The 11,614-nt window shown below is 69.7% G+C and carries 13 protein-coding genes; 7 read left to right on the top strand and 6 right to left on the bottom strand.

Annotated elements, in window-relative coordinates; all coding sequences use genetic code 11:
* Nucleotides 1-190 precede the first annotated feature (190 nt).
* Together ACTMTF_RS25605 and ACTMTF_RS25600 are read left to right on the top strand one after the other, a co-directional pair.
* Complete coding sequence (locus ACTMTF_RS25605; protein ID WP_441112951.1) at nt 191-922, top strand: hypothetical protein; 732 nt, start codon at nt 191-193, stop codon at nt 920-922.
* Entirely contained in the window at nt 919-1,464 is a 546-nt protein-coding gene (locus ACTMTF_RS25600; RefSeq protein WP_441112950.1) for a DUF6529 family protein, read from the top strand. The genes ACTMTF_RS25605 and ACTMTF_RS25600 overlap by 4 nt, the downstream gene beginning before the upstream one ends.
* On the opposite strand, the gene ACTMTF_RS25595 is transcribed toward ACTMTF_RS25600, so the two are convergent.
* Nucleotides 1,461-2,399 carry an HpcH/HpaI aldolase/citrate lyase family protein gene (locus tag ACTMTF_RS25595; protein ID WP_441112949.1) on the bottom strand — a complete coding sequence of 313 codons (939 nt, stop codon included), beginning with the start codon at nt 2,397-2,399 and terminating at the stop codon, nt 1,461-1,463. The genes ACTMTF_RS25600 and ACTMTF_RS25595 overlap by 4 nt on opposite strands.
* A 127-nt stretch (nt 2,400-2,526) precedes the next feature.
* Between ACTMTF_RS25595 and ACTMTF_RS25590 the strand changes: the two genes are divergently transcribed.
* The gene (locus ACTMTF_RS25590) at nt 2,527-2,946 is read left to right on the top strand and encodes a hypothetical protein (RefSeq protein WP_441112948.1); all 420 of its coding nucleotides are present in this window, start codon (nt 2,527-2,529) and stop codon (nt 2,944-2,946) included.
* Here the strand turns inward: ACTMTF_RS25590 and ACTMTF_RS25585 are convergent.
* On the bottom strand, nt 2,904-3,845 hold the full coding sequence (locus ACTMTF_RS25585; protein ID WP_441112947.1) for an EamA family transporter: 942 nt from the start codon (nt 3,843-3,845) through the stop codon (nt 2,904-2,906). The two genes, ACTMTF_RS25590 and ACTMTF_RS25585, sit on opposite strands and share 43 nt — an antisense overlap.
* A gap of 97 nt (nt 3,846-3,942) precedes the next feature.
* Between ACTMTF_RS25585 and ACTMTF_RS25580 the strand changes: the two genes are divergently transcribed.
* From ACTMTF_RS25580 to ACTMTF_RS25570, 3 genes are all read left to right on the top strand, one after another.
* Nucleotides 3,943-5,148, top strand: coding sequence for a magnesium transporter MgtE N-terminal domain-containing protein (locus ACTMTF_RS25580; RefSeq protein WP_441112946.1), 1,206 nt, complete (start codon nt 3,943-3,945; stop codon nt 5,146-5,148).
* Entirely contained in the window at nt 5,145-5,612 is a 468-nt protein-coding gene (locus ACTMTF_RS25575; RefSeq protein ID WP_441112945.1) for a DUF1003 domain-containing protein, read from the top strand. The genes ACTMTF_RS25580 and ACTMTF_RS25575 overlap by 4 nt, the downstream gene beginning before the upstream one ends.
* 190 nt (nt 5,613-5,802) lie before the next feature.
* Nucleotides 5,803-6,942, top strand: a complete 1,140-nt coding sequence (locus ACTMTF_RS25570; RefSeq protein ID WP_441112944.1) for an Mrp/NBP35 family ATP-binding protein — start codon at nt 5,803-5,805, stop codon at nt 6,940-6,942.
* Between the two features lie 96 nt (nt 6,943-7,038).
* On the opposite strand, the gene ACTMTF_RS25565 is transcribed toward ACTMTF_RS25570, so the two are convergent.
* The 4 genes from ACTMTF_RS25565 to sigE form a co-directional block, all read right to left on the bottom strand.
* The gene (locus tag ACTMTF_RS25565) at nt 7,039-7,392 is read right to left on the bottom strand and encodes a sec-independent translocase (RefSeq protein WP_397011702.1); all 354 of its coding nucleotides are present in this window, start codon (nt 7,390-7,392) and stop codon (nt 7,039-7,041) included.
* A 170-nt stretch (nt 7,393-7,562) separates the two neighbouring features.
* Entirely contained in the window at nt 7,563-9,398 is a 1,836-nt protein-coding gene (locus ACTMTF_RS25560; protein WP_441112943.1) for a trypsin-like peptidase domain-containing protein, read from the bottom strand.
* A gap of 165 nt (nt 9,399-9,563) precedes the next feature.
* Nucleotides 9,564-10,106, bottom strand: a complete 543-nt coding sequence (locus ACTMTF_RS25555) for an anti-sigma factor family protein (protein WP_441112942.1) — start codon at nt 10,104-10,106, stop codon at nt 9,564-9,566.
* Between the two features lies 1 nt (nt 10,107).
* Nucleotides 10,108-10,806 (bottom strand): RNA polymerase sigma factor SigE, encoded by a 699-nt coding sequence (gene sigE, locus ACTMTF_RS25550; protein WP_441112941.1) that lies wholly within the window; start codon nt 10,804-10,806, stop codon nt 10,108-10,110.
* A 161-nt stretch (nt 10,807-10,967) separates the two neighbouring features.
* On the opposite strand from sigE, the gene ACTMTF_RS25545 reads away from it, so the two are divergent.
* On the top strand, nt 10,968-11,606 hold the full coding sequence (locus ACTMTF_RS25545; RefSeq protein ID WP_397011710.1) for an O-methyltransferase: 639 nt from the start codon (nt 10,968-10,970) through the stop codon (nt 11,604-11,606).
* Nucleotides 11,607-11,614: the final 8 nt, after the last annotated feature.

The raw sequence follows: 11,614 nt of genomic DNA, 5'->3' as shown, positions 1-11,614 counted from the left end.
AGAAACCACGACGGCCGTGGTGGCTGGGGTGGTGTGTATGGATAGGGCGGTTGCGCGCCGAACGGCGGATGAGACCCGGGGTTCTCCTGCATCTGTATATTCTGTCCGGCCGGTGCGCAATAGTTCACAGACGGTCGAGCTATTTCGGCGGATGCTCGGGGGGTAAGCATTTCGACCCTGGGAGAAGTCCATGTCAAGGCTGGGACCTATCGTCACCCTGACGGCGGGCGCCGTGCTCGCGTTGGGGCTGGGTGTCGCCAGCATCACGGCGACACCGGCGGCGGACAACACCGCCGCCACAGCGAACGACACAGAAACAGCGAGCCAAGCACCCGAGGAAACCCCTGAGGGCACCGAGACGGCGGCGGCCGAGCCGAGCCCGTCGCCCACCGACACGCCCACGTTCGAGGAATCGACGCCTCCCGCGCCGAAGAAGGCCGATTACGCGGGCCGCGTCAAGGGCAACGGCGGCCTCATCGCCATCAGTCTGCGCAAGGGCAAGGCCGTCGGCTACTTCTGCGACGGCAAGATCGAGGCCTGGTTCAAGGGCGACGCGGGCAGCGGCGACCTCGAACTCGAAGGCTTCGGCGGCGCGAAGGTCACGGCCGAGCTGGCCGGCGGCAAGGCCACCGGCCAGGTCGCGGTCGGCGGCAAGAAGTGGAGCTTCGTCGCCCCCACCGCGGTGAAGCCCTCCGGCCTGTACCGGGCCAGCGCGATCGTCAGAGGCGCCAGGGTACGCGCCGGCTGGATCGTGCTGAAGCGGCCGCAGGGCGGCTTCACGCAGGTCGGCACCGCGTTCCAGGACGACAAGCGGGTGCCGATCCCCGAGCTGGACGGCGACTCGCCCACCAGCCCCGTATCCGTCAACGGCACGACCGTCACGCCTGAGGACGTCGACGGCTTCATCGAGGAGATGCGATGACCGCCATCCAGCGACCTCCGGCGCGTGACACCGCCTCCCTGCTGATGCCGCTGTTCGTCGGCGGCCTGATCATGGTCGCGCTCGGCGTCTACGGGCGCGTGCACCCGCCGACCGGGTTCGCGGTCGGCATCGCGGGCTTCTCCGCCGCGCTGCCGATGAAGGTGTGGCTGACGACGGGCGCGACCGTGCTCGCCGTGGTCCAGGTCGTGTCGGCCCTGTCCATGTGGGGCAGGCTCGGCGTCGACATCCCGGCCGGCGTGCACCGCTGGTCCGGGAGGCTGGCCTTCCTGCTCACCATCCCGGTCGCCTTCCACTGCCTGTACGCCCTGGGCCTGCAGTACGACGCGCCACGGGTGTTGATCCACTCGGTGCTCGGCTGCTTCTTCTACGGGGTGTTCACCACGAAGTTGCTGTCGCTGCGCAAGCAGGACGCGCCGGGCTGGACGTTGCCGGTGCTGGGCGGGCTGGCGTTCACCGCGCTGGTCGGGCTCTGGCTGACCTCGTCCTTCTGGTTCTTCACCACGATCGGCTTCAAGGTCTAACCGTTCGGGCTGAACCGTTGCGTACGGCTCAGCCCGGCGGCCCGGCCCTTGGCCGCCACGACGAGCGCCATCTTGCGCGAGGCCTCGTCGATCATCTCGTCCCCCAGCATGACCGCGCCGCGCTTCTCGACCGTGGTGTAGTGCTCGTACGCCTCGATGATCAGCTCGGCGTGGTCATAATCCTCCTGCGACGGCGAGAACACCTCGTTGGCGGCGTCGATCTGCGACGGGTGCAGCACCCACTTGCCGTCGAAGCCGAGCGCCGCCGAGCGCCGGGCGACCCGCCGGTAGCCGTCGACGTCCTTGATCTGCAGGTACGGTCCGTCGATGACCTGGAGGTCGTGCATCCTGGCGGCCATGAGCAGCCTCATCAGGATGTAGTGGTAGGCGTCGCCCTCCTCGTAGCCGGGCGGCTGCTCGCCCACGACGAGCGTGCGCATGTTGATCGATGCCATGAAGTCGGCCGGGCCGAACACCAGCGTCTCCAGCCGGGGCGACGATCCGGCGATGGCGTCGACGTTCACCAGGCCGCGCGCGTTCTCGATCTGCGCCTCGATGCCGATCCGGCCCACCTCGAAGCCCATGGTCTTCTCGATCTGGGTGAGCAGCGTGTCGAGCCAGACGATCTCGGTCGGGTCCTGCACCTTCGGCAGCATCAGGCAGTCGAGCCTGTCGCCGGCGCCCTCCACGATCTCGATCACATCGCGGTACGTCCACTGCGTCGTCAGGTCGTTGACCCGCACGACCCGTGTCTTGCCGGTCCAGTCGCCCTCGCGCAGGGCGGCCACGATGTTCTGCCGCGCCTCCTGCTTGGCCAGTGGCGCGACCGCGTCCTCCAGGTCGAGGAAGACCTCGTCGACCGGCAAACTCTGCGCCTTCTCAAGGAAGCGGGGGCTGCTGCCGGGGACTGCGAGAACGGACCGACGTGAGCGCATGCGCACACACGCTAGCGGCAACGTCCCCGCCCCGGCTCTCCGACCCTCGCGGAGGCACTCGCGGAGGCACTCGTACAGGCACTCGTGCAGGCTCTCGCGGAGGCGGGAGCCGGGTTAGAGTCGTGCTGTGAGCGACCCCACAGCCGCCATCCAGGAAGGCGCCAAGAAGTCCGGCATCTGCTGGCTGGACCTGGACCGCCCCCGCCTGGCCTGGCACTCCTGGCACGACGGCTCCCTCTACGTGGTCACGGGCGGGCAGGAGCAGGACCTGCCCGGTCTCGCCGCGCTGGGCTCCGTCCGCGTCACGCTGCGCAGCAAGGACAACGGCGCCAGGCTGGTGGACTTCGAGGCCGCCGTCACGGTCGTGGACCAGTCGACGGTGGTGGACCAGTCGGCCGAGGCCGAGGCCATCGCCCTGCTCGCCAAGGAGCGGCTCAACGCCCGCGACAGCGAGCACCTCACCGAGCGCTGGGCCGAGAGCTCCACGGTCGTGCGGCTCACGCCTCAGCCGGTACGCACCGGCTCCGCGAGCACCGCCGCCGGCTGACGGGCGACGGTGGCGGTCTGGGCGAGCAGCGCGCCCGACAGGACGATCAGGCCGCCGATGATCTGGAAGGCGCCGAGCGCCTCGCCCACCAGCACCCACGCCACCACGGCGCCGGCGATGACCTCCAGCGAGGCCACCGTGGCCCCGACCGCCGCCGACAGCCGGCGCACCGCGTTCACGCCGAGGATGTAGCCGGCCATCGTGGCGACGAGCACCATCCACAGATACGCGCCCAGCACCGGCAGGGGGGTGGCGCCGTCGGGGGTGGCGGTCGTGGTGAAGGCGCTCCACGGGATGTTCCACGGCTGGGAGAACGGCACGAGCACCACGGCCGCGCCGGTCATCCCCCAGGCGATCAGGCCGAGTGGGTCCACATCCGACCCGAAGCTATCGCTCATCAGGAAATATCCGGCGCAGCACGCGCCGGCCAGCAGCGCCAGGAGCAGGCCCAGCGCGTCCAGTTGGAGCCCGGCCCAGACCTCCACCACGATGGCCAGCCCGATCACCGCGATCACCGCGCCCACGTAGGCGGCGCGGGCGAGCCGTACCTTCTGCACGAACCGCACCCAGACCACCACCATCACCGGCGCCATGAACTCCAGCAGCAACGCCACGCCCACCGGCAGCCGGGTGATCGCCGCGAAGTAGAGGGACTGCACCCCGGCCACGGCGACGATCGCGTACATCGCGAAGAACGGCAGCCGCTCGCGCGGGATCCGCAACGCCGACGGCTTCACCACGGCCAGTACGGCGATCAACAGGACCCCCGCGCCCGCCATGCGCACCCAGACGGCCTCCATCGGGGCCATTCCGGCGGCGATGAGATATTTCGCCATAGGGCCGGAGAAGGCGAAACAGACCGAGGACACGAAAGCGATCGCGAGCCCCGTATACCGCATGACACACCGCCTGAGAAGTAATGAGCGTAGAAAACGTTTGATACTGACACGTCTCGGGTCCCAGGCGCAATGCCATGGCACTGTTAGCCTGGTTGACGTGCAGATCTTCGTGGCTCGCCTGGCCGGCACGCCGGTCTTCGACCCCGCCGGCGACAAGATCGGCCGCATCAGGGACGTCGTGACCGGACTGCGCGGCAGCCGGCCGCCGAGCGTCCACGGCATGGTGGTCGAGGTGCAACCACGTCGCAGGGTGTTCCTACCCATCACCCGGGTGCGGGGCATCGAGGCCGGCGCGGTCGTCTTCACCGGGCGGATCAACGTCCGCAGGTTCGAGCAGCGCGCCACCGAGACGCTGGTGATCGGCGAGATGCTGGACCTGACCGTCCGGGTGCACGGGCAGCCGGTGACCGTCTACGACGTGGCGATGACCGAGACCAGGCCGTCCACCTGGGAGATCACCAAGGTCGCCGTCTACCGCAGCAGGCGCAGGCGCGACCCCGCGATCGTCGACTGGAGCGAGGTGTCGGGGTTCGACATCCTGCAGGAGGACCAGGGAGCCGCCGGGCTGATCGCCTCCTTCGAGTCCATGCGCGCCGCCGACATCGCCGGCGCCCTGCACGACCTGCCCGGCAAGCGGCGCATCGAGATCGCCCGCGCCCTGGACGACGAACGGCTCGCCGAGATCCTCGAAGAGCTGCCCCCCGGCGACCAGATCACCATCCTCGGCATGCTGGAGCCGGAGCGGGCCGCCGACGTGCTGGAGGAGATGGGCCCCGACGACGCCGCCGACGTGCTGCACGACCTGTCCGAGGAGAAGGCGGCAGAGCTGCTCGCGCTCATGGAGCCGCACGAGGCCGCCCCGGTGCGGCGGCTGCTCACCTACCCGCCCGACACCGCCGGCGGCATGATGACCACCGAGCCGGTGATCCTCCCGCCGAGCAGCACGGTGGCCGAGGCGCTCGCGCACATCCGCCAGCAGGACCTGCTGCCCGCCGTCGCCGCCCAGGTGTTCGTCACCAGGCCGCCCAACGAGACGCCCACGGGCGCCTACCTCGGCGTGACGCACTTCCAGCGGCTGCTGCGCGATCCGCCGTCCACGCTGCTGGGCGGCGTCATCGACCCGTCGATCGACCCGATCAAGCCCGAGTTCACGCTCCGGGAGGTCGCCTTCTACCTGGCCAACTACAACCTGGTCGCGGCTCCGGTCGTGGACGAGCTCAACAGGTTCGTCGGCGCCGTGACGGTCGACGACGTCCTCGACCACCTTCTCCCCGAGGACTGGCGCGAGAGGGCCCAACCGTGACGACAGAACGCCTGGACCAGCCACGGGACCTGCGCCGCGCACGGCGGCCGCACTACGACCCGGAAGCGTTCGGCCGGTTGTCGGAGCGGATCGCCCGCTTCCTCGGCACGGCCCGCTTCCTGGTCTACATGACCGTCTTCGTGGCGATCTGGATCATCTGGAACGCCTCGGTCCCGGCCGGCCTCCAGTTCGACCCGTACCCGTTCATCTTCCTCACGCTCATGCTGTCGCTGCAGGCCTCCTACGCCGCGCCGCTCATCCTGCTCGCGCAGAACCGGCAGGACGACAGGGACCGCGTACAGTACGAGCACGACCGGGTGACGGCCGAGCGCAACCGGGCCGACATCGAGTATCTGACCCGCGAGATCGCCGGCCTCCGGCTGGCCCTGAGCGAGGTGACGACCCGCGACTATCTGCGCGCGGAGCTCCAGCGGCTGGGCGATGAGCTCGGGGAGCACCGGTGAGGCGGCTCCTCGTCGGGCAGGGGGGTCACGGAGTAGCCTGGGAAAGCTCGGTTCGCCCACGTGGATTACCGAGGCCGCTCCGCAGGTTCATACCATTGAGGGGCATCCTCAACTGGCGTCCAGCGCCTGTCCTACATATACCGGCAAAGGAGGGACGGCACCCCTCGGTCATGGGTGTGCCGAGACTTCGATGGCACCAACCCAGGAACAGGTGACGGCCGCCCTCGCCACCGTCATCGACCCCGAGATCCGTCGCCCGATCACCGACCTCGGCATGGTCAAGAGCATCGACATCGCCGCGGACGGCAAGGTCGGCGTCGGGATCTACCTCACGGTGTCCGGCTGTCCGATGAAGGACACCATCCGCCGCGACGTCAACGCCGCGGTGGCCAAGCTCGACGGCGTCACCGCCGTCGAGATCGAGCTCGACGTCATGAGCACCGAGCAGCGCAAGAAGCTGCAGACCACGCTGCGCGGCGACCGGGGTCCGGAGAAGGAGATCCCCTTCAACCAGCCGGGCTCGCTGACCCGCGTCTTCGCGGTGGCCAGCGGCAAGGGCGGCGTCGGCAAGTCCTCCGTCACCGTCAACCTGGCCGCCTCCATGGCCGCGAACGGGCTCAAGGTCGGCATCGTCGACGCCGACATCTACGGCCACAGCATCCCGCGCATGCTCGGCGCCGCCGAACGGCCCACCAAGGTCGAAGACATGATCATGCCGCCGGTGGCGCATGACATCAAGGTCATCTCGGTCGGCATGTTCAAGCCGCCGGGCAACAGCGCCGTGGTGTGGCGCGGCCCGATGCTCGACCGCGCCCTGCACCAGTTCCTCGCCGACGTCTACTGGGGCGATCTCGACGTCCTGCTGCTCGACCTGCCGCCCGGCACCGGCGACATCGCCATCTCGGTGGCCCAGCGGCTGCCGTCGGCCGAGATCCTGGTCGTCACCACCCCGCAGATGGCCGCCGCCGAGGTGGCCGAGCGGGCGGGCTCCATCGCCGCCCAGACCCACCAGCAGATCGCCGGCGTCATCGAGAACATGGCCTGGCTGCCCTGCCCCCACTGCGACGACCGCATCAACGTCTTCGGCGAGGGCGGCGGCCAGACGGTCGCCGACGCGCTCACCCGCACCCTCGGCACCCGCGTCTCCCTCCTCGGCCAGGTCCCCATCGACCTGCGCCTGCGCGAGGGCGGCGACGAAGGCAAGCCGCTGGTCCTGACCGACCCCGACTCGCCCGCCGCGTCGGAGCTGCGCCAGATCGCCGACCGGCTGAGCAAGCGCTCCTCCAGCCTCAAGGGCCTCCAGTTGGGCCTCGCCCCCAACCGCGCCTGACCGCCCACGCCCGGCTCGCCCCTCCTCGGAGGGGCCCATGGGTAAGGCCCTCCCGGAATGTCCGGGAGGGCCTTCACGTGTTCAGCTGCGGCAGTCTCAGGTGGCTTCGGAGTCGTACGGGGGGATCTCGCCGAAGCCCAGCTCGCCCCCGGGAGCGCCCGCGTAGGCGGGCGCGGGGTCCAGCTCGGGCTTGGCGTTCCAGTCGTCCTCGACGTCGTCCAGGAGATGCTTGCGTACGAAGTTGCGCGGGTTGAGGTCGGCCGGGTCGAAGTCGGAGAACTCCGGGCCCAGGCCCGCACGCAGGTCGTCGCGCGCGTTGTTGGCCATCCGGCGCAGGTTGCGCAGCGTCCGGCCGGCCTGGGAAGCCACTTCCGGCAACTTCTTCGGACCGAAGACCAGCAACGCGATGATGATCAGCGCGCCGATTTCCATCCAGCCAAGTCCGAACACCTGAGCTCCTAGCAATCCACCGCCCCGAGGAATCGGCCTCGGCCTATCCCCAGGGTAAGGGCTGTCCGGCGTGAGCCGACCTCTCCTGCCGGTACCAATTCACCACACATAGGGCGAAAGCCTTTTGGGCCCCGTCCGGACCCTATAACCCCCATAGCGGGCGGGGCGCGTCAGGACGGGGTGGGGGCTGGTTCCTCGTCGGCGCTCACCGTCAGGGTCGCCGTGTGCTCCTCGTTGTCGCGCTCGTACTTGATGGTGAGCTTGGCGCCGGGCGCCTTGCTGCGGATCAGCGCGATCAGCTCGTTGCCGTCCTGCAGGCGTACGCTGTCGATCTCCACGATCACGTCGCCGGGCTTGAGGCCCGCCTGGTGGGCGGGGCCGCCCTTGTCCACCGACGGCCGGCCGCCCAGGTTGCCGGTGGCGATGCGGACGCCTTCGCCGGTGTACTCCCGGTCCAGCACGATGCCGATCTTGGGGCGCTTGGCCTTGCCCGTGGTGACCAGCTCCTGCGCCACGCGGCGGGCCTGGTTGACCGGGATGGCGAAGCCGAGGCCGATGCTGCCGCTCTGGTTGGTCATGGAGCGGCTCAGGGTGGCGATGGCGGAGTTGACGCCGATGACCTCGCCGTTGCCGTTGACCAGCGGGCCGCCCGAGTTGCCGGGGTTGATGGCCGCGTCGGTCTGGATGGCGCTGATGTAGGCGGGCTCCTCGCCGCTGGCGCCGCTCTCGTCACCCGCGATGACCGGGCGGTTCATCGAGCTGACGATGCCGGTGGTGACCGTGCCCGTCAGGCCCAGCGGCGAGCCGATCGCGATCACCGGGTCGCCGACGACGACCTGGTCGGAGTTGCCGAGCGTGGCCTCCGGGGTGCCGAAGGTCTCCTCGGGCTTGACCACGGCCAGGTCGGAGCCTGGGTCACGGCCGACGATGCGGGCGGTCGTGGTCTTGCGGTTGTTGAACATGATCTTGATGACGCCATCCTTGGCGGCCAGGGCGACCACGTGGTTGTTGGTCACCACGTACCCGTCCTTGATCAGGAAGCCTGAGCCGCTCGCGCCCTCGGTGTTGCCGCCGTTGCCGACTTCGAGGGAGACCACGCTGGGCAGCACCCGGGACGCGACACCGGCGACGGAGTCGGGCGCCCGGTTGGTGGCGCCGGTCGGCGCCTGGGGAAGGCTGTAGCTGGGGTCGGTGCCGCCGCTCGGCCTGGTCAGCAGGTACGTCCCCGCGCTGCCGAGCAGGGACGCGGTGAGCGCGATGACCGTGGCGAGCACGACGAGGAACGCGGTGCTGGGACCGCGCCTGCCCGCGGCCGTGGCGCCGCCCGGCGAGCCGCCCGGAGGCGGTGGCGCCCAGGCGGGCCCCATGCCGAGGGCGTTCGGCGGTGGCGGCGGGATGCTGCCGCGGCCCTGGTTGCCGAAGAACGGCCACTCCGAGGTGCCGTAGTTCGAGCCTCCGGGGTTGCCGAAACCGTCACCCCGCGGATCGCCGAACGTCTGGGTCTCGCCGCTCGGATTGCCGAAACCGGGGCCTTCCCCGCTGGGGTTGCCGAAGGAGGGACCGGGGCCACCGAAGGCGGAGTCGTCACCGCCGGGCCGCTGAAAGGCGGAGTCGTCGCCACCGGGCCGCTGGAACGGGGACCTTTCACCACCGCCGGGCCGGAAAGCCGGGCCTTCACCACCCGGTGACTGGAAGGCGGGGCTCTCACCGCTGGGCCGGAAGGACGGGCCGTCGTTGCCGGGGGGTCTGGCGAACGGGTTGTCGCCGCTGAAGGACGGGTTCTCCCCGAAGGCGGGGCCGTCGTACGCGCGGGTGTCGCCACGGCGGGCGCCGAACGCGTTGTCGTCGTAGGAGTTGCCGCTGCCCGAGGGGTCGCCCCACGGGTTGCCGGAGGGGTCGCCGGACTGCTCCGGCTGCCCACCTGCCGGCAGGAACTCCGGCCTTCCCTGTGGCCCGGAGCTGTCCGACGGCGTGCGTCCTTCGGTGGGGCGCGTCTCGTCGGTCATCTAGTTCTCACCACTCCTTGCTCGGACACCGCAATCATGGCGCGATCGGCATACGAGAGTCGTAAAGCAGTTGTCAGTAAATTCTCTGACAAATCCCGATCCCAGATCGTATGCCCCCCACACCACGGACTACGCCATCACGAGTATCCCAGCAGGGCCGGGCTTTCAGGGTGTGGCGGTGGACGGCGGGGCTGTCGGCGTCACCGAGGGCGGCTGCTGCACCCGCTTGACCAGCTCGACCGCCGGCGGGGTGCCCTGCTGCCCGGCGCCGGACACGGCGAAGAACGTGCCGAGCGCGACGGCCGCGGACACCACGCTGACCGCCACGTAGGTGGTGCGGCGGCTTCTACCGCCGCGGCCCGGACCCGAAGAAGCGCCACCATGGGCGCCCCTTCCCGGGCGGTTGTCCAAAGGGGCGATGCTGTGCGGCCCAGGGATCGGCACGCCGCCGAACGTCCGGGTAGGGAAAGGCCGCTCCCGGGGCGGCAACGGCCCGCCGGGCTCGGACATGCGCAGGAGCGACATCGTGAGATCGGCCGGCATCGGCGGATGGTCCATCGAGCGCAGGCGCGACTTGAGCGCCCGCGTCAAGTCCACCTCCCGCCTGCAGTCGGCGCAGAACGTCAGATGGGCAAGGGCGCGTTCGCGCTCGGCGTGATTGAGCTCGCCGTCCACGAGCGCGGATACACGTTCACCAAGATGAGCCATGTCAGACTTCCTCCCCACGGGTGAAGGTCGGGGGGAGTTGGGAATTACGGGGAGCCCGATGCTCGAGCGCCTCGCGCAACTGCGCCCGGCCACGATGTATACGGCTCCGGACCGTCCCCAGCTTGACGCTGAGCGTGGCCGCGATCTCCTCGTACGACAGGCCTTCGATGTCGCACAGCACGATCGCCGCCCGGAACTCCGGGGTGAGCGCGTCGAGCGCGGCCTGAATGTCCGGCTCGAGGTGTGCGTCGTCGAATGCCTGCGCCGGTGACGGCTCACGACCGCGAAGCCGCTCGGCGGCGTCGTCGGCGAGCCCCTCGAACCTGATGCGCTGCTTGCGCCGCGCCATGTCGAGGAACAGGTTGGTCGTGATCCGGTGCAGCCAGCCTTCGAACGTGCCGGGCGTGTAGCTCGACAGCGATCGGAAGACCCGGACGAAGACCTCCTGAGTGAGGTCCTCGGCATCGTGAACATTGCCCGTCAGACGGTAGGCCAGGCGATAGACGCGTGCGGAATGGTTCCGCACCACCTCGTCCCACGACGGAGGAGTCCAGTCGGGTTCGGGCGCGCTTGAACTCACACCAGACTCTGGCACGTTTGACATCGCGCCGGACTCGGGCGCATTTGACATCGGAGTATCAGCCTGGTGGTCACTTTCGTCCACCAGCACTCCTCTCTCTGGGACCACCGCTACCGCCATAGTGCCTGGTTTTGTCCCTCCGTGCGCACTGGCTGCCTTCCAGACCGGCAAAGCCCGTTTAAACCTGCAACGCCTCGAGGCCCTCCTGAGTTCCCGTCCCGGCGTGTCTCCCCTAGGCTGCGATCGGTGACCAATCGCACGAAAGTGGGGGGAGGAGGCCGATGACCAGTCCGGTAGAGGCCACTCTGGCCTATGCGGAGCAGTTCCATCATGAGGATGAGATCCTGCACGCGGCGCGGCAGCGCGGGCTGGAAATGGGGGCTCCGCCCATCCTTCCCGGTGGCGGAGCGGCGCTCTGTTTCCTCGCCACCGCGCTCAACGCCAAGTCGGTCGTCGAGGTCGGCACCGGCTGCGGCGTCTCGGGCCTGTGGCTGCTGCGCGGCATGCGCGCCGACGGCACGCTGACGAGCGTCGACGTGGAGCCGGAGCACCAGCGGCTGGCCCGTCAGGCGTTCGCGGAGGCCGGGTTCGCGGGCGGGCGGGTGCGGCTGATCGCGGGCCGGGCGCTCGACGTGCTGCCGCGGCTCTCCGACGGCGGCTACGACCTGGTCTTCGCCGACGCCGCCAAGCAGGAGTACGCCGACTACCTGGCGGAGTCCGTACGCCTGCTGCGGGTGGGCGGGATCGTGGCCTTCGACAACGTGCTGTGGCACAACCGGGTGGCCGATCCCGCGCAGCGTGACCCTGACACGGTGTCGCTGCGCGAGCTGGGCAAGCTCGTGCAGGCGGACGACCGCCTGCGCTCGCTGCTGATGCCGCTGGGCGACGGTCTGCTCGCCGCGGTCAAGATCGCCGAATAGCCCCGAAT

It is taken from the genome of Nonomuraea sp. ZG12, from assembly GCF_052068115.1.
Classification (GTDB): domain Bacteria; phylum Actinomycetota; class Actinomycetes; order Streptosporangiales; family Streptosporangiaceae; genus Nonomuraea.
The sequence above is the reverse complement of the archived record's forward strand: the minus strand, read 5'-3'. Positions and strand labels throughout refer to the sequence as shown.